The 18116-nt window shown below is 62.4% G+C and carries 11 protein-coding genes; 5 read left to right on the top strand and 6 right to left on the bottom strand.

Annotated elements, in window-relative coordinates:
- Window positions 1-204 precede the first annotated feature (204 nt).
- The 3 genes from lpdA to aceE form a co-directional block, all read right to left on the bottom strand.
- Window positions 205-2004 carry a dihydrolipoyl dehydrogenase gene (gene lpdA / locus BUS06_RS10150; RefSeq protein ID WP_074264147.1) on the bottom strand — a complete coding sequence of 600 codons (1800 nt, stop codon included), beginning with the start codon at window positions 2002-2004 and terminating at the stop codon, window positions 205-207.
- Window positions 2005-2279: 275 nt separating this feature from the next.
- Window positions 2280-3959, bottom strand: coding sequence for a dihydrolipoyllysine-residue acetyltransferase (gene aceF, locus BUS06_RS10145; protein WP_074264146.1), 1680 nt, complete (start codon window positions 3957-3959; stop codon window positions 2280-2282).
- 85 nt (window positions 3960-4044) lie between these two features.
- Window positions 4045-6741: a pyruvate dehydrogenase (acetyl-transferring), homodimeric type gene (gene aceE, locus BUS06_RS10140; RefSeq protein ID WP_074264145.1), complete on the bottom strand. Its 2697-nt coding sequence runs from the start codon at window positions 6739-6741 to the stop codon at window positions 4045-4047.
- A 276-nt stretch (window positions 6742-7017) separates the two neighbouring features.
- Between aceE and fixL the strand changes: the two genes are divergently transcribed.
- The 3 genes from fixL (at window position 7018) to folD (ending at window position 11280) form a co-directional block, all read left to right on the top strand.
- A complete protein-coding gene (gene fixL / locus BUS06_RS10135; protein ID WP_074266012.1) occupies window positions 7018-9531 on the top strand; it encodes an oxygen sensor histidine kinase FixL in 2514 nt (837 codons plus the stop codon).
- Window positions 9528-10172: an oxygen response regulator transcription factor FixJ gene (gene fixJ / locus BUS06_RS10130; RefSeq protein WP_011488992.1), complete on the top strand. Its 645-nt coding sequence runs from the start codon at window positions 9528-9530 to the stop codon at window positions 10170-10172. The genes fixL and fixJ overlap by 4 nt, the downstream gene beginning before the upstream one ends.
- 250 nt (window positions 10173-10422) lie before the next feature.
- The gene (folD, locus tag BUS06_RS10125) at window positions 10423-11280 is read left to right on the top strand and encodes a bifunctional methylenetetrahydrofolate dehydrogenase/methenyltetrahydrofolate cyclohydrolase FolD (RefSeq protein WP_074264144.1); all 858 of its coding nucleotides are present in this window, start codon (window positions 10423-10425) and stop codon (window positions 11278-11280) included.
- Between the two features lie 114 nt (window positions 11281-11394).
- On the opposite strand, the gene BUS06_RS10120 is transcribed toward folD, so the two are convergent.
- Window positions 11395-12507 (bottom strand): acyltransferase family protein, encoded by a 1113-nt coding sequence (locus BUS06_RS10120; RefSeq protein ID WP_074264143.1) that lies wholly within the window; start codon window positions 12505-12507, stop codon window positions 11395-11397.
- A 306-nt stretch (window positions 12508-12813) separates the two neighbouring features.
- Between BUS06_RS10120 and BUS06_RS10115 the strand changes: the two genes are divergently transcribed.
- Window positions 12814-14916, top strand: coding sequence for a M3 family metallopeptidase (locus BUS06_RS10115; protein WP_074264142.1), 2103 nt, complete (start codon window positions 12814-12816; stop codon window positions 14914-14916).
- 147 nt (window positions 14917-15063) lie between these two features.
- Here the strand turns inward: BUS06_RS10115 and BUS06_RS10110 are convergent, their stop codons facing one another.
- Entirely contained in the window at window positions 15064-16353 is a 1290-nt protein-coding gene (locus BUS06_RS10110; protein WP_074264141.1) for an amidohydrolase family protein, read from the bottom strand.
- Window positions 16354-16430: 77 nt separating this feature from the next.
- A complete protein-coding gene (gene dinB, locus BUS06_RS10105; protein ID WP_074264140.1) occupies window positions 16431-17666 on the bottom strand; it encodes a DNA polymerase IV in 1236 nt (411 codons plus the stop codon).
- Here dinB and BUS06_RS10100 point away from each other — a divergent pair.
- Entirely contained in the window at window positions 17665-18051 is a 387-nt protein-coding gene (locus tag BUS06_RS10100) for a hypothetical protein (RefSeq protein ID WP_074264139.1), read from the top strand. The two genes, dinB and BUS06_RS10100, sit on opposite strands and share 2 nt — an antisense overlap.
- Window positions 18052-18116 lie beyond the last annotated feature (65 nt).

The raw sequence follows: 18116 nt of genomic DNA, 5'->3' as shown, positions 1-18116 counted from the left end.
CAAGCGTGGCGAATGCCCTGCCCCGCTGAAAACAGAACGGCGCGCCCTTTGCGGGGCGCGCCGTTCTGTTTGTGTCGCTGACTTTCGCGGCTGACGTTCGCGGTTCGTCGCTGAGGCCAACTACAGAAACCCGCCGCCACGCGAACCGTGCGTCAATCGGCGACGCCCGCGCTCGCCAGCGAGCGCAAGCGTCCCCTTACCGCCTTACTTCTTTTTCTGCGGCGGCAGATCGGTACAGACGCCTTCGTACAGCTCAGCGGCCATGCCAACCGATTCGCCAAGCGTCGGATGCGGATGGATGGTCTTGCCGATATCGGTTGCGTCGGCACCCATTTCGACGGCGAGACACACTTCGCTGATCAGGTCACCGGCATTCAGACCAACAATCCCACCACCGATGACCCGATGCGTGGTCTCGTCGAAGATGAGCTTGGTGAAGCCCTCATCGCGACCGTTGGCGATAGCGCGACCCGAAGCAGCCCACGGGAACACTGCCTTGCCGTACTTGATGCCTTCGGCCTTGCACTGATCTTCCGTCTTGCCGGCCCAGGCCACTTCCGGATCGGTGTAAGCCACCGACGGGATCTGCAGCGCGTCGAAGTACGCCTTCTCACCGTGCGCAACTTCAGCGGCGACGTGACCTTCGTGCACGGCCTTGTGCGCGAGCATCGGTTGACCGACGATATCGCCGATCGCGAAGATGTGCGGCACATTGGTGCGCATCTGCTTGTCGACGTCGATGAAACCGCGATCTGTCACAGCGACGCCGGCCTTGTCGGCACCGATCTTTTTGCCGTTCGGGCTACGGCCCACTGCGACCAGCACGAGATCGTAGCGCTGAGGTTCAGCCGGAGCCTTCTCGCCTTCGAAGGTGACGTAGATGCCATCGTCCTTGGCTTCAGCGGCGGTGGTCTTGGTCTTCAGCATGACGTTAGCGAAACGCTTGCTGTTGTACTTCTCCCAGACCTTGACGAGATCGCGGTCGGCGCCGGCCATGAGACCGTCGAGCATTTCGACGACATCGATTTTCGCGCCGAGCGTGGAGTACACCGTGGCCATTTCCAGACCGATGATGCCGCCACCGATGACGAGCATGCGCTGGGGAATCTGACGCAGCTCGAGCGCACCGGTCGAATCGACGACCCGCGGATCTTGCGGAATGAACGGCAGCTTGACCGCTTCCGAACCGGCAGCAATGATGGCCTGCTTGAACTTGACGACCTTCTTGCCGCTTTCGGTGACGACTTCCATGTGATGCGGATCGACGAACGTCCCGGTGCCCGTGACGACTTCGACCTTGCGCATCTTGGCCATCCCAGCGAGACCACCGGTGAGCTTCTTGACGACACCGGACTTGAAATCGCGGAGCTTGTCGAGATCGATCTGCGGCTTGCCGAACGTGATGCCGTGCGAGCCAAGCGCCTCAGCCTCGTCAATGACGAGGGCCGTATGCAGCAGCGCCTTGGACGGAATACAACCCACATTCAGACAGACGCCACCGAGCGTGGAATAACGTTCGACGAGCACGGTCTTCATGCCCAGATCGGCGGAGCGGAACGCAGCGGAATAGCCGCCAGGCCCCGAACCGAGCACGACCATATCGCATTCGATGTCCGCGTTACCGGAGTAGCTCCCCGCTTGAGGCGCGGCGGCCGGTTGCTTCGGAGCGGCAGCGGGCGCAGGAGCGGGCGCCGCTTGAGGTTTAGCTTCCGCTTGAGCGGGCGCCTTCTCGGGTTCTTTGGCAGCCTTGGCAGGTGCAGCTTCAGCGGACGATTCGACGACGGCGATGACGGTTCCCTGGGAGACCTTATCACCGGTTTTGACGCGCACTTCCTTAACGGTGCCGGCGGTATCGCTGGGCACTTCGATGGAAGCCTTATCGGACTCGAGCGTCAGGAGAGCTTGTTCGTTCTCGATGACATCGCCCGGCTTGATATTGACTTCGATGACATCGACATCCTTGAAATCACCGATGTCCGGCACTTTCACTTCGACGAGACTCATAGTGTCCCCTTCTCTTATTGATCATGTTGATGAGGGAGCGCGAACCAAAACTCAAAGCAGCCTAAAAGCTGGCAGCGCGCTGGACAGAAGCATCCTTTGCCGTCCGCCCAAGGACGCGCCTTTCTTTTGCCTACTTTTCTTTGGAAGACAAAGAAAAGTAGGTGCTGCCCCGCACAGGGGCGACGCTAATAGACCGACATGAAAGCAAGTTCAACGAGGAACGTGGATGACCGCAATGGACCCACGTTCCTCGGCGCAAGCGTCAAATCAACACATCAAAGAATCACACGCCGAAAATCGGCAAGAATCGCACCCAGATACGCATTGAACCGCGCAGCTTCAGCCCCATCGATAACCCGATGGTCATACGACAGCGAAAGCGGCATAGTCAACCGGGGCACAAACTGCTTCCCATCCCAGACGGGCTTCATAGCGCTGCGCGACAGCCCAAGAATGGCCACTTCAGGCGCATTGATAATCGGCGTGAAGTGCGTTCCACCGATCCCGCCAAGGGAAGAGATAGAGAAGCACCCGCCCTGCATCTGATCCGGCTTGAGCTTGCCCTCACGAGCCGCCTTGGACAGATCAGCCATCTCCCTGGCGATATCGACGAGCCCCTTCTTGTCCCCATCGCGAATCACGGGCACCACGAGACCATTAGGCGTATCCGCAGCAAACCCAACGTTGTAGTACTGCTTGAAAACGAGCGTATCGCCATCAAGGCTTGCATTAAACGTCGGGAACTTCTTCAACGCGGAAACGACTGCCTTGATCACAAAAGCCAGCATGGTGAACTTCACACCAGCCTTCTCGTGTTCCTTGTTCAACTGCACGCGCAGCGCTTCGAGTTCGGTGATATCCGCTTCGTCGTTATTGGTGACGTGCGGAATCATGACCCAGTTGCGATGCAGGTTCGCGCCGGAAATCTTCTTGATGCGCGAGAGCGGCTTCGGATCGACCGGACCGAACTTCGTGAAATCGACCTTCGGCCACGGCAGCAGATTCAGCTCGCCGCCACCGCCGGCAGCAGGCGCAGCAGCAGCCGGAGCCGCACGCTGACCGCTCATCACACCCTTGATGAATGCAGTGACGTCGTCCTGCGTAATGCGGCCCTTCGGCCCCGTACCCTGTACGCTTGCAACATCCACGCCCAGTTCGCGCGCGAACTTGCGCACGGACGGCGACGCATGACTCGCGTGACGGCCACCCTCGCCTGACGGAATCACCGGAGCCTGTGCAAGCGCGGACGGCGCTGCCGGTGCCGGACTCGGCGTAGCCGGTGCGTCCGACGGCTTCTCGACTGCCTGCTTCGGCGCCGCGGCCGGTGCGGGAGCGGGAGCAGCCGCGCCGCCTTCCGCTTCGATCACCACGATCACGGAGCCTTCCGACACCGTATCGCCGATCTTGACCTTCAGTTCCTTGACGACGCCCGTGGCCGTGCTCGGCACGTCCATGGTCGCCTTATCGGATTCCAGCGTAATGAGCGACTGTTCCTTCTCGACACGGTCGCCGACCTTCACCGCGATCTCGATCACGGGAATGTCCTTGTAGTCGCCGATATCCGGGACCTTCACTTCCTGCACGCCGCCACCGCTCGAGGCGGGCGCAGGCGCAGGTGCAGCAGCCGGTGCCGGAGCGGCAGCGGGTGCCGGCGCGGGAGCCGCAGCAGCACCATTCGCCTGCGCAGCGGCCGGCTTCTCAGCCGCACCACCATCAGCGCCTTCCAGCACGACGATCAACGAGCCTTCCGACACGTTATCGCCCACCTTGACCTTCACTTCCTTGACGGTACCGGCGGCCGAGCTCGGCACGTCCATGGTCGCCTTGTCGGATTCCAGCGTGACGAGCGACTGCTCTTTCTCGACGGTATCACCCGCCTTCACCAGCACCTCGATCACAGGGATGTCCTTGTAATCGCCGATGTCCGGCACCTTGACTTCGATCGCTTGACTCATTGTTGGTGTCTCCTGGGCCGCGCACGCAACCCGCCCCTGGCGATCAGGAGCAGACGCGCACGCATGGCACTCGGGGAATGATGCCTTAGACGGTCATCGGGTTGGGTTTGGCCGGATCAAGGTTGTACTTCTTGAGCGCCTCTGCGACGACCTTGCGTTCGATCGTGCCTTCATCTGCCAGTGCATTCAACGCGGCAACCGTGACCCAGTAGCGGTCCACTTCGAAGAAGTGACGCAGCTTTTCACGGGTATCCGAACGGCCGTAGCCATCCGTGCCCAGCACGACGAACTTCTGCGGCACGAACGCACGGATCTGCTCGGTCAGCGCGCGCACATAGTCGGTCGATGCGATGACCGGCCCTTGTGCGTCCTTCAGCAGCTTCTCGACGTGCGAGACCTTCTTCTCTTCGGTCGGATGCAGCAGGTTCCAGCGCTGCACTTCGTGGCCTTCGCGGGCCAGTTCCGTGAAGCTCGGCACGCTCCAGAGGTCGGCAGCGACGCCCCAGTCGTTCTTCAGCAGGTCGGCTGCAGCGATCACTTCATTGAAGATCGTGCCCGCGCCCATCAGTTGAACGCGCGGAGCCTTGGCGTCCGCCTCGGCCTTCCTGAACGCGTACATGCCCTTGATGATGTCAGACGCTACGCTGTCGCCCTGCGGAATCGCCGGGTGCTCGTAGTTCTCGTTCATCACGGTGATGTAGTAGTACACATCTTCCTGATCCGCGACCATGCGGCGCAGACCGTCCTGCATGATGACGGCGAGTTCGTAACCGAACGTCGGGTCATAGCTGATGCAGTTCGGCACCGAAGCCGCCCACAGCAGCGAGTGGCCGTCTTCGTGCTGCAGGCCTTCGCCGTTCAGCGTCGTACGGCCGGCGGTACCACCCAGCAGGAAGCCGCGCGAACGCATGTCGCCCGCGGCCCACGCCAGATCGCCGATACGCTGGAAGCCGAACATCGAATAGAAGATGTAGAACGGGATCATGATCTCGCCGTGCGTCGAGTACGACGTCGCGGCAGCGATCCAGTCCGCCATACCGCCGGCTTCGTTGATCCCTTCCTGCAGGATCTGGCCGGTTTCCGATTCGCGGTAGAACATCAGCTGGTCGGAGTCTTCCGGCACGTACTTCTGGCCGTCCTGATTCCAGATACCGATCTGGCGGAACAGGCCTTCCATACCGAACGTCCGCGACTCATCCGGCACGATCGGCACGACGCGCTTACCGAGCGCCTTGTCCTTCAGCAGGATGTTGAGAATCCGCACGAACGCCATCGTCGTGGAGATCTCGCGGCCTTCGCCTGTGCCCTTCAGCAGCGGCTCGAACACGTCGAGCGCCGGCACCGGCAGCGACTCCGCCTTCTGACGACGCGCCGGCAGATAGCCGCCGAGGTCCTGGCGGCGAGCGCGCATGTACTCGAGCTCCTTCGAACCTTCTTCGAACTTGAGATACGGCACGTTGACGATATCTTCGTCGGAGATCGGCAGGCGGAACTGGTCGCGGAATTTCTTCAGCTGATCCACGTGCAGTTTCTTCTGCTGGTGGGTGATGTTCATCGCCTGACCGGCTTCGCCCATGCCGTAGCCCTTGATCGTCTTGGCGAGGATCACGGTCGGCTGGCCCTGCGAATTCGATGCTTCCTGGAACGCCGCGTAAATCTTGTGCGGATCATGGCCGCCGCGGTTCAGGTTCCAGATGTCTTCATCGGACCATTCGGCAACCAGCGCCTTCAGTTCCGGCGTGTTGAAGAAGTGCTCGCGTACGAACGCGCCGGACTCCGACTTGTACGTCTGATACTCGCCGTCGACGACTTCCATCATCCGGCGCATCAGCGCACCCGACTTGTCGCGCTGGAACAGCGCATCCCAGCGGCTACCCCAGATCACCTTGATGACGTTCCAGCCCGCACCGCGGAATTCGCTTTCGAGTTCCTGGATGATCTTGCCGTTACCGCGCACCGGTCCATCCAGGCGCTGCAGGTTGCAGTTGATCACGAACACCAGGTTGTCGAGGCGTTCGCGGCCGGCCATGCCGATCGCGCCGAGCGATTCCGGCTCATCCGTTTCGCCGTCGCCGAGGAACGCCCAGACCTTGCGGCCTTCGGTCTTGACGATGCCGCGCGCCTGCAGGTACTTCATGAAGCGCGCCTGATAGATCGCCATGATCGGGCCAAGGCCCATCGAGACGGTCGGGAACTGCCAGAAGTCCGGCATCAGCCACGGGTGCGGATACGAGGAGATGCCCTCGCCGCCCACTTCCTGACGGAAGTTGTCGAGCTGGCCTTCGGTCAGACGGCCGAGCAGGAACGCGCGCGAGTACACACCCGGCGACGAATGGCCCTGCACGAACACGAGATCGCCACCGTGCTTGTCCGACGGTGCATGCCAGAAATGGTTGTAGCCGACGTCATACAGCGTGGCAGCCGAGGCGAACGAGGCAATGTGACCGCCGACGTTGGTGTCCTTGCCGGCACGCAGCACCATCGCAATGGCGTTCCAGCGCGTGTAAGAGCGAATCCGGTGTTCGAGGTCCTGGTCGCCGGGAATCGGCACCTGACGCGACACAGGAATCGTATTGATGTAGGGGGTATTGGCAGAGAACGGCAGGTGTTCGCCATGCACGCGCGCAAATTCGATCTGTTTCTCGATCAGGTAGTGGGCGCGGTCGGGACCTACAGCAGAAATCACGCCATCTAGCGCTTCCAGCCATTCGCCGGTTTCCTGCGGATCATCGTCTTTCTCGGCGGCGACATATTTCATGACTTCGTCGGGTACAGCGGACATGCTCGTCTCCTGGGGGATAAGGAACGCTCTTTGAACAGACGACGCGGACGAGGGCCGGCCGCGGCAGCTTCGGGCCGATTGTAATAAGGCGCTCGCCGTCTGCGCAACAAAATTTTCGAATTACGAGATCGTTTCTCATAATGCGGAATATTGTTGCGGCGCACCCTGGTTTGGCTGCCTTTCAACGGATACGTCGGCTAGTTTGCTCCGATTAGCGGCACTTTCAGCGTTTTTTTGCGCCATTTGCTAGCGACACGCTGCGCTACAATGCCAGCCATGTTGACCGAACGGCTTTTCGCACGCTCGGCGCGGCCGTCCGGTTCGCCGGCGGATTCGTCGCCGTCCCGCTGGCACCATGGACCATGGTGGTCGAACTCCTATTTGCTGACGCCGCTCCTGTCGATCCTGGTGTTCCTGGTCGTCATGAGCCTGATCCTGTGGAGCCTGAACCGGCGCGAGCAACAGCAGCAGGAAGACACGCTGTACCGCAACGTGGCGTGGGCCCAGCAGCAGATTCGCCTGTCCATGACGGGCGCGCAGGAACAGATCCAGGCACTCGCGCGTGACATCGCCGCCGGCCACGCCGACCAGCATTCGTTCCAGGTGTCTACCACGGACATCCTGCAGGGCCATCCCGAAATCCTCTACATGAACTGGTACACGGCGCAGCAACAGCCGCGCTGGCCCAATACCGCGCTGCCGGTGCTCGGCCAGCGGCTCGCCAGACCCAGTGACGAACAGATGGACGAAGCCGTAAAGGCCGCGTTCAACGATGCGCGCAACTCGCGCCGCCAGACCTACTCACCGCTCTTCTACGACGACCTCGGCAACGGCTATCTGACGTTGCAGACGCCGGTGTACCGCGACCGCGAGTTTCTCGGCTCGATCGCCGCGGTGTTCTCGATCGAAGGTGTGCTGAAGCACGACATCCCGCCTGAGCTGTCGGCCAAGTACAAGATCTCGATCATCGACCTGAACAATCGCGAGCTTGCCACCACCTCGACGCGCCCGCGTCTGCCGCGCGACGCGTTCTACGACCTGCCGCTCGACCCGCCCGGCCAGGGTGTCTCGGTGCGCGTCTATGCGTACCCGCAGATGACCAACTTCACGAACAACACGCTTGTGTGGCTGGTCGCAGGTCTGTCGTGCTTCGTGCTGTGGAGCTTGTGGAGCCTGTGGAAGCACACCCGGCAGCGCTTCGAAGCACAGCAGGCGCTGTACGCAGAAGCGTTCTTCCGTCGTGCGATGGAAAACTCCGTGCTGATCGGCATGCGCGTGCTCGACATGCATGGACGCATCACCCACGTCAATCCGGCCTTTTGCCGCATGACGGGCTGGGACGAAAGCGACCTCGTCGGCAAGCAGGCGCCCTTCCCCTACTGGCCGCGTGACGCCTACCCCGAAATGCAGCGCCAGCTCGACATGACGCTGCGTGGCAAGGCGCCCTCGTCCGGCTTCGAGCTGCGCGTGCGGCGTAAGGACGGATCGCTCTTCCACGCCCGGCTCTATGTCTCGCCGCTGATCGACAGCTCGGGCCGTCAGACTGGCTGGATGTCGTCGATGACCGACATCACCGAACCGAAACGCGCCCGCGAAGAACTCGCCGCCGCGCACGAGCGCTTCACCACCGTGCTCGAAAGTCTCGATGCCGCTGTGTCCGTGCTCGCCGCCGACGAAGCCGAGCTTCTGTTCGCTAACCGCTACTACCGCCATCTCTTTGGCATCCGCCCGGACGGCCACCTGGAATTAGCGGGCGGCGGGTTCGATAGCGCACAGGCGTCGTCCGATTCGATCGATATGGTCGATGCCTATGCGGGCTTGCCCGCCGCCGCACTGACCGAAAGCACCGCGGACGCCCAGGAAGTCTATGTACAGGGCATCCAGAAATGGTTCGAAGTGCGCCGCCAATACATCCAGTGGGTAGACGGCCATCTGGCGCAGATGCAGATTGCAACCGACATCACCACTCGTAAGCAGGCCCAGGAACTCGCGCGCCAGCAGGACGAGAAGCTGCAGTTCACCAGCCGTCTGATGACGATGGGCGAAATGGCTTCTTCGCTTGCTCACGAGCTGAACCAGCCGCTCGCGGCAATCAATAACTATTGCTCCGGAACGGTTGCACTGGTTAAATCAGGTCGGACAACGCCTGACAATCTGCTGCCCGTGCTCGAAAAGACCGCGCAGCAGGCGGTGCGGGCAGGCATGATCATCAAGCGGATCCGTGAATTCGTGAAGCGCAGCGAGCCGAAACGCCAGGCCACCCGTGTCGCCGATATCGTGGCGGACGCGGTCGGGCTTGCCGAAATCGAGGCACGCAAGCGCCGTATTCGCATCGTCACGGACCTGCGTTCGCGGCTGCCGGTGATCTATGTGGACCCGGTGCTGATCGAGCAGGTGCTCGTGAACCTGTTGAAGAATGCGGCTGAAGCCATGCACGATGCACGGCCTAATGCAGTCGATCCGGTGATCCGCGTGGTCGTGCGGCTCGATAGCGGGTTCGTCTGCATCAGCGTCGTCGACCAGGGGCCGGGCGTCGACGAAGCGACGGCCGAGCGTCTGTTTGAACCGTTTTACAGCACCAAGTCCGATGGCATGGGCATGGGGCTGAATATCTGCCGTTCGATTATCGAATCGCATCGCGGCCGTCTGTGGGTGGTCAACAACGTCGAATCTGACGGCCACATCACAGGCGCCACGTTCCATTGCAGTCTGCCTATTGGAGAGCCTGATACCCCGAGCAACGGCGGGGCACAGGCGCCGACACCACAAACCGTTACGGGAGAGCTATGAACAGCCCAGTCACCACACAGGAAACAGTCTTTGTCGTCGACGACGACGAGGCCGTGCGAGATTCGCTGCGCTGGCTGCTGGAGGCGAACGGCTACCGCGTGCAGTGCTTCTCCAGCGCCGAGCAGTTCATCGACGCCTGGCAGCCGCACACGCACCCGGGGCAGATCGCGTGTCTGATCCTCGACGTGCGGATGTCCGGCATGAGCGGTCTCGAGTTGCAGGAACGCCTGATCGCCGACAACGCCTCGCTGCCGATCATCTTCGTGACGGGCCACGGCGACGTGCCGATGGCCGTGTCGACGATGAAGAAAGGCGCGATGGACTTTATCGAAAAGCCGTTCGACGAAGCCGAACTGCGCAAGCTGGTCGAGCGCATGCTCGATAAGGCGCGCAGCGAAAGCACCAGCGTGCAGCAGCAACGTGCCGCTGCCGAGCGGCTGGGCAAGCTGACCGCGCGTGAGCATCAGGTGCTCGAGCGCATCATCGCCGGCCGTCTGAACAAGCAGATCGCCGACGACCTCGGCATCAGCATCAAGACGGTGGAAGCGCACCGCGCCAACATCATGGAAAAGCTCAACGTCAACACCGTCGCAGATCTGCTGCGACTGGCGCTGTCGAACAAGCCGCAACCGGCGCAGTAAGCCGGCGTCGTTGCAAAGGCAGTAGAGGTGCGCGGCTAGGGCTGGCTGCGCACCTTGCTTGCCGCAGTACTTCATCCTCTCCCCTCGCGCTTCTCGCGCCACTCCGCGATCGTTCCGTGCATCCTGGCTGAAAGAGCGCCGGGCCGCGCCGGTATAATCCTGTACTTCGTCGCCGCGCCCGATTTGCACATCCAGGCGCACCGCACGCCCCCGCATTCCGAACACCACCCTATCTCGACCTCGACCGACCATGACAGCCAAACTGATCGACGGCAACGCCCTCTCCAAGACCTTGCGCGGCGATGTCGCGACCCGCGCCGCCGCCCTCACGGCTCGCGGCCACCAGCCGGGCCTCGCGGTCGTGCTGGTGGGCGACAATCCGGCCAGCGAAGTGTATGTGCGCAACAAGATCAAGGCCTGTGAAGACAACGGCCTGCACTCTTCGTATGACCGCTATCCGGCTACGCTGTCGGAGGCCGATCTGCTCGCGCGCATCGACGCCTTGAACAACGACCCGAAGATTCACGGCATCCTCGTGCAACTGCCGTTGCCGAAGCATATCGATAGCCACAAGGTGATCGAAGCGATCGCACCCGAGAAAGACGTGGACGGCTTCCACGTCGCCAACGCAGGTGCGCTGATGACCGGCAAGCCGTTGTTCCGCCCCTGCACGCCGTACGGCGTGATGAAGATGTTCGAGGCCTACGGCATCGACCTGAAGGGCGCGAACGCGGTGGTGATCGGCCGCTCGAACATCGTCGGCAAGCCGATGGCGTTGCTGCTGCTCGAAGCGGGTGCGACGGTCACGATCTGCCACAGCAAGACGCGCGATCTGGCCGCGCATACGCGCAACGCCGACGTGGTGGTGGCCGCCACGGGTCTGCGCAATATCCTGACCGCGGAGATGGTGAAACCGGGCGCAGCGGTGATCGATGTGGGCATGAATCGCGACGAGGCCGGCAAGCTGTGCGGCGATGTCGATTTCGCCGGCGTGAAGGAAGTAGCCGGCTTTATCACTCCGGTGCCGGGCGGCGTCGGCCCGATGACGATCACGATGCTGCTCGTCAATACGATCGAAGCGGCTGAGCGCTCGGCTGGTCAGGCGTAAGGCGGTTCAAGCGTAACGAAGCCGGCGCATTCGCTGTGGCAAGCGCTGTGCTTGCGGCGCGGGCGCGAGCCGTATCATCAGCTCGCGCTCGCCCGCATTTGCCCGCACCCGTATCTAACGCGCGGCCGAATTGGCTGCCGCCGCCCCAACTGCGCCCGGTGTACGCGCCAGACGCCGGTGGCACCACACCAGTACCGGCCGCTCCACAAAGCGCCACGAGAGCACTGCGCAAAGCAGGATGAAGGGCGCGGCAACCAACGTTGCCGTCTGATGACTCAGACGTGGCGCGAGACTCGCCACACATTGCTGCATCATGAAGCCGTACAGATAGATGCCGTACGAGTAATCGTTGCGTGGCGTGAGGCGGCGCAGCAGCGGCGTCGTGCCGACCCACAGCACGCCGTACACGAAGGCCAGATAGAACAGCGGTTGCGCGGCAGCCGTGTCGCGGAACACCAGAAACACCATCACGAGACCAAGCGCAGCGAGGCCATGAAGCTCGATGTCCTCGCGCCAGCCGTACAGCAGCATGCCGATGAAAAAGAACGGCTCGGGCCAGAACGAATAGCCGGGCGTCTTTGCGGAGAAGTCGCGCAGCTCGAGGTGCAGATGCGGCACCAGATGCACGCGCAGCACGAATGCCGCCAACCCCAGCGCGGCGGCAAGCACCACACCCCAACGGTTCGACAGCAAGCCCACGAGCCCCGTGAACAGCACGATCAGATAGCAGCGCACCGCGAGCGGCAGCGTCCACAGCGGCGCGCTGACTTCGTTCAGCCAGCGGTTATGCTCGAACACGCCGGGCACGGCCCAGCTGCCGTTCAGCACGAGCGTCGAGAAATTGTCGAGGTTGGCCCATGTCACGCCGGAGGCGAAATATTCGCGCAGCGGCAGCGTGGTGAAGAGCGGCCCGATGACGAAGACCGTCACCAGCGAACCGGCAGCCACAGCCGGCCAGATACGTGCGATGCGCAGTACCGCGAAGCGCGGTGCCGAGCGCTGCCGGTCGAAACTGGCCGTCACCAGCATGCCGCTCAGCAGAAAAAATGCGTAGATCCCGAATGCGATCAAACCGTCGAAACCGAGCGCGTTCGGGACCCAGTCGGTGCTGCCGTCCGGCTGCTGAAGCAGGTACGAGTACCCGTAGACGACGGCAATGGCCGCAAGGAGACGCACGAGGCCGAAGTTGTTCTCGTTACGCGATAAGGCATGCGAAAGCGGATTCATCTGGCGTTCTCCTGTCGGCCACTTCATCGCACCATGCCGCAAAGCAACAAACCTGACCGTTCGCTTTCGTACAGACCGGTGGAGCGCACGAAAACCCACCAAGCCGCGCACGACAGCCACCTCCGTCCCAAACGCTCTGGCACAAATATCGCAACAGATACACGAAAGACGAACTTCTGATAATTTGTGCCGTAGCCAATTGGAATCGCAGCCCGCTGCCCCAATAATGTCGATATCGGGCGCCGCCACGAGCCGCGTCCGCATACTCGCGCCTAGCCTATTCACTCGCGTCAGACAGGAAGCCTTATGTCCACCAACCAACCCACACACGACAACCCGCTCCTCGATTTCTCCGACCTGCCGCGCTTTGGCGACATCCGCCCCGAACACGTCACCCCCGCTCTCGACGTCCTGCTTGCCAACGCGACTGCCGCCGTCGAGCGCGCCGCGGAACCGATCACGCCCGCTTCCTGGTCCGACGTGGTCGAGCCGGTAGAGCGCGTAACGGAGCCGCTGTCGCGCGCCTGGGGCGTCATCGGTCACCTGAACGCTGTCGCGGACACACCTGAGCTGCGCGCCGCCTATGGCGAGAATCTGCCGCGCGTCACAGAATTCTGGTCGAGCGTCGGGCAAAACCTTGCGCTATTCGAAAAGTACAAGACGCTCGCCGCCAGCAGCGACTTCGGCTCGCTCACCGGCGAACGCAAGAAGATCCTGCAGAACGCCCTGCGCGATTTCCGCCTGTCGGGTGCGGAACTGCCCGAAGACCAGAAACCGCACTTCGCTGAATTGCAGGAACGCCAGGCCAGTCTGTCGAAGTCGTTCTCCGATCACGTGCTGGACGCCACCAACGCCTACGCCTACCTCGTCGACGACAAGGCACAACTGGCAGGTCTGCCGGAAGATGTGATCGAAGGCGCAGAAGAAGCGGCCGAACGCGACGGCAAAAGCGGCTGGAAATTCACGTTGCATTTCCCGTCGTACTTCCCGGTCATGCAATACGCGGAAAACCGCGCGATGCGCGAGACGATGTACCGCGCCTACGTCACGCGCGCCTCGGAACTGGGCGGCACCTACGGCGGCGGCAAGGCCGAGTGGGACAACACGGCGAACATCGCCGAGCAACTGAAGCTGCGCGCCGAAGAAGCGCACATGCTTGGCTATCACAACTTCGCCGAGGTCTCGCTGGCGCCGAAGATGGCCGAGTCCCCCGCGCAAGTGATGGCCTTCCTCGAAGACCTCGCCACGCGTGCCCGTCCGCATGCCGAGCAGGACTGGAAAGAACTGCGCGAATTCGCCGCCAACGAGCTTGGTTTGACCGAACTGCAACCGTGGGACATGACCTTCGCCGCGGAACGTCTGCGTCAGAAGCGCTATTCGTTCTCGGAAAACGAGGTCAAACAGTATTTCCCGGAAGACACCGTGTTCAAGGGCCTGTTCAAGGTCACGGAGACGCTCTTCGGCGTGAAGATCCGTCGCGATGAAGCGGCCGTATGGCATCCGGATGTGCGCTTTTTCCGCGTCGAGAATCAGGACGGCGGTCTGGTCGCGCAGTTCTACCTCGATCTGTATGCGCGCGAAGGCAAGCGCGGCGGCGCGTGGATGGACGATGCGCGGGCCCGTCACAAGCATGCGCAGGGCGGCGTGCAAACGCCGGTCGCGTATCTGACCTGCAACTTCTCGGCACCGGTCGGCGGCAAGCCGGCCTGCTTCACGCATGACGAAGTGATCACGCTGTTCCACGAGTTCGGCCATGGTCTGCATCACATGCTCACGCAGGTCGATGAGCTAGCCGTGTCGGGCATCAACGGCGTTGAGTGGGACGCGGTCGAACTGCCGTCGCAGTTCATGGAAAACTTCTGCTGGGAGTGGGACGTGCTGAGCGATATGAGCTCGCATGTCGAGACCGCCAAGCCGCTGCCGCGCGATCTGTTCGACAAGATGCTGGCCGCGAAGAATTTCCAGAGCGGCCTCGGCACGCTGCGGCAAATCGTGTTCTCGATGTTCGACATGAAGCTGCATACGGATTTCGATGCGACCGGTTCGCTGAGCGCCAACGATCTCGCCCGTGAGATCAACGAGCGCTTCCACGTGGTGCCGCAAGCGGCGTTCTCGCGCTGGCCGAACACGTTCAGCCACATCTTCGCCGGCGGTTATGCGGCGGGCTACTACAGCTACAAGTGGGCCGAAGTGCTGTCGGCCGATGCCTATGCCGCGTTCGAAGAAGCGGCTCAGGCGGCGAGCGGCAGCGTGCTCGATGCGGCCACCGGCACGCGCTATCGCAAGGAGATTCTTGAGGTGGGCGGCAGCCGTCCTGCGATGGAATCGTTCAAGGCGTTCCGCGGCCGTGAGCCGAATATCGACGCGCTGTTGCGTCATAACGGTATGACGCCGGCTACGACGCATTGAGCTTTGCGCGCCTATTGGCGCGGCTTCTGGAAAAAACCGGTGCCCTGCTCACTCACGCAGGCACCGGTTTTTTATTGCGGGTATTGCCCGTATCGCCAGCGTTACCTGTTATGACCGTTACTCACGTTGACGTTACCCACGCTAACGTTACTCACGCCGCAGCTTGAAATCGACCTCCCCCGGTCGACCATCGAGCGCAAGCGTCGCCCGCGCAGCGGGCGAGCGGGCCACCACCTTGCCACGCCGCACCACCGCCAGCCGCGCCGCGCGCAGACGGATGGCTTCGACCGGATCGCGCGCATCGAGTAACACGAGATTCGCCTCGCATCCCGGCGCGATGCCATAACCTTCGAGCCCGAGAATCCGCGCTGCATTTACCGTCACCGCGTCGAAGCACGCATGCATCGCGTCAACGCCGGTCATCTGTGCGACGTGCAGCCCCATGTGGGCCACCTCGAGCATATCGCCCGAACCCAGGCTGTACCACGGGTCCATCACGCAGTCGTGGCCGAATGCCACCGTGATACCCGCAGCCATCATCTCCGGCACACGCGTCATGCCGCGGCGCTTCGGATAGGTATCGCTGCGGCCTTGCAAGGTGATGTTGATGAGCGGATTAGCGATCGCCGCCACGCCCGAATCGCGCATCAGCGGCAAGAGCTTGCTGACGTAGTAGTTGTCCATCGAATGCATCGAGGTCAGATGCGAACCCGTCACGCGTCCCTGCAAACCAAGCCTGTGCGTCTGCGCAGCCAACGTTTCGATGTGACGCGAAAGCGGGTCGTCCGATTCGTCGCAATGCATGTCCACGCGCAAGCCCTGCTCTGCCGCGTACTCGCACAGCATGCGCACCGACTCCGCGCCATCCGCCATGGTCCGCTCGAAGTGCGGGATGCCGCCGACCACATCGACACCGAGCGCAATTGCTCGCTTCAGATTGTCGAAGGCACCCGCGCTGCGCAAAACCCCGTCTTGCGGAAAGGCAACCAGTTGCAGGTCGAGGTACGGCGCGACGCGCCGCTTGACCTCGAGCAACGCTTCGACGGCCAGCAGGCTCGGATCGCACACGTCGACATGGCTGCGAATCGCCAGCAGACCGCGCGCCACCGCCCAGTCGCAGTACTGCAGCGCGCGCTCGATCAGAGCCTCCTGGGTCAACTGAGGTTTCAGTTCGCCCCACAGCGCAATGCCTTCGAGCAGCGTGCCGGACGCATTGACGCGCGGCAGACCGTAGGACAGCGTCGCGTCCATATGAAAATGCGGGTCGACGAACGGCGGCGTAACGAGCGAACCGGCGGCGTCGATTTCTTCTGGGGCGCTCGCCGCAAGATGCGGTTCGACCGCGATGATGCGCCCCGCCTCGATGCCGATATCGACCGGCTCTCTATATTCGGAGGCACTACGCGGCAGGCTGGCACGGCGGATGATCAGGTCCATGTCTCGCTCCTTTGACTGCCATCGATTCTATCGGCGTCAGAAAGGCCTTGGGGGGCGACTAAACGACAACTGGACGACTATTCGGCAGAATCGTGCGGAGGCGCTTGCTCCGGCGCTTCGATGAGCTCATCCGCCGGCTCTTCATCGAACAGCTCAAACTGCCCGTGCTGGGCAAGATGCTCTTCCTCGAGCCGCACGCCCACACCCAGCAGCCGCACCGCCTGGTTGCGGCGCGCAAAGCCCTTTTCCAGCAATGCGAGAAAGGTCGGCAGATGGGTAACCTCGCCGACACATTCGACCGTAGTGCGCTGAAAATCGGCGAAGCGGATCTTCACGAACAGCTTGCGCACGGCCGCTGCCGCCTCGGCGCGCGCAATCCGTACGTCCAGTTGTTCGGCCAGACGCCGCAGTTCCGCCGCGCACTCTTCGAGCGTGCGCAGATCCGTGACGTAAGTCGTCTCCACGCTCACCGATTTGCGCTCCCGGTCCGAGCGCACGGGCCGATCGTCGATGCCGCGCGACAACTCGTAGAGCCGCCTGCCGAACACGCCGAACTGACGATGCAAATCGACGAGCGGCCACTCGCGCAACTGGGCGCATGTCACGAGCCCGAGCTTTTCGAGCTTCGCCGCCGTCACCTTGCCCACGCCGAAAATCTTGCGCACCGGCAATGCGGCGACGAACGCGTCAACCTCGTGCGGCCGCACCACATAAAGACCGTCGGGCTTGTTCCAGTCGGAGGCGATCTTGGCGACGAACTTGTTGGGCGCCACGCCTGCCGACACCGTCACGCCGACCGTCTCGCGGACACGCTTGCGGATCTCGTTGGCCATCAGCGTGGCGCTGCCTTTACAGCTCTCGGTGTGGGTGACGTCCAGATAAGCTTCGTCGAGCGACAGCGGTTCGACCTCGACCGCGTAATCGCGGTAGATCGCCATGATCTGGCGCGAGGCGATGCGGTATTTCTCCATGGTGGGCGGGATGAGCAGCAAATCGGGACACTTGCGCAACGCCATTGCCGACGACATGGCCGAATGCACGCCGAAGCGCCGCGCCTCGTAGTTGCAGGTGGCCACCACGCCGCGATGATCGGGCCGCCCGCCCACAGCCAGCGGCCGGCCGCGCAAGGAGGGGTCGTCGCGCATTTCGACCGATGCGTAGAAACAGTCGCAGTCGCAATGGATGATCTTGCGCAAGGGCGAGGGCGGCGGCGAGGGCGAATCCGCCGGAGGAGTGTCGAGCTGGTTCAAGATGCATATACTGTACAAAAATACAGTAGTATTATCAAGAAGCTCACGGATTGTTACGCCCATGCCCTCTTCCATCCGCAACTCGCTACTCTGGATCTTCGACGCCTTCGAGCGCGATTCGACCTTTATCACCAAGCGGATGTTCGGCCTGGACGCCGCTTATATCGACGGCCTGTTGTGTCTGGTCGCGGGCGATCGCGACCGGCCGTGGAACGGCCTGCTGGTGTGCTCCTCGCAGGACAGGCACGCCGCGCTGATGCAGGAGCTGCCCGCCTTGCAGCCACACCCGGTGCTGGGAAAGTGGCTCTATGTCGCCCAGGATGATCCGGCGTTCGAAACCACCGTCGACGAGGTGACGGCGCTCGTGCTCGCCCGCGATCCGCGGATCGGCGTCGAACCGAAGCCACGCAAGTCGCGCGGCAAAAAATCCACCCTGCCGAAGGCTTAGGATCAGTCAGGCCAGAGGCACGAATCCGCCGCCGCAACTCCCACCGTACCGGCGCCAGCGCGCCG

The sequence above is a fragment of the Paraburkholderia phenazinium genome, from assembly GCF_900141745.1.
In the GTDB taxonomy this organism is placed as follows: Bacteria; Pseudomonadota; Gammaproteobacteria; order Burkholderiales; family Burkholderiaceae; genus Paraburkholderia; species Paraburkholderia phenazinium_B.
The sequence above is the reverse complement of the archived record's forward strand: the minus strand, read 5'-3'. Positions and strand labels throughout refer to the sequence as shown.

Coding starts and splice junctions, on each gene's coding strand:
- folD (WP_074264144.1), top strand. CDS start 10,423: ATGACAGCCAAACTGATCGACGGCAACGCCCTCTCCAAGACCTTGCGC.
- BUS06_RS10120 (WP_074264143.1), bottom strand. CDS start 12,507: ATGAATCCGCTTTCGCATGCCTTATCGCGTAACGAGAACAACTTCGGC.
- aceF (WP_074264146.1), bottom strand. CDS start 3,959: ATGAGTCAAGCGATCGAAGTCAAGGTGCCGGACATCGGCGATTACAAG.
- BUS06_RS10100 (WP_074264139.1), top strand. CDS start 17,665: ATGCCCTCTTCCATCCGCAACTCGCTACTCTGGATCTTCGACGCCTTC.
- lpdA (WP_074264147.1), bottom strand. CDS start 2,004: ATGAGTCTCGTCGAAGTGAAAGTGCCGGACATCGGTGATTTCAAGGAT.
- fixL (WP_074266012.1), top strand. CDS start 7,018: ATGTTGACCGAACGGCTTTTCGCACGCTCGGCGCGGCCGTCCGGTTCG.
- fixJ (WP_011488992.1), top strand. CDS start 9,528: ATGAACAGCCCAGTCACCACACAGGAAACAGTCTTTGTCGTCGACGAC.
- dinB (WP_074264140.1), bottom strand. CDS start 17,666: ATGGGCGTAACAATCCGTGAGCTTCTTGATAATACTACTGTATTTTTG.
- BUS06_RS10115 (WP_074264142.1), top strand. CDS start 12,814: ATGTCCACCAACCAACCCACACACGACAACCCGCTCCTCGATTTCTCC.
- BUS06_RS10110 (WP_074264141.1), bottom strand. CDS start 16,353: ATGGACCTGATCATCCGCCGTGCCAGCCTGCCGCGTAGTGCCTCCGAA.
- aceE (WP_074264145.1), bottom strand. CDS start 6,741: ATGTCCGCTGTACCCGACGAAGTCATGAAATATGTCGCCGCCGAGAAA.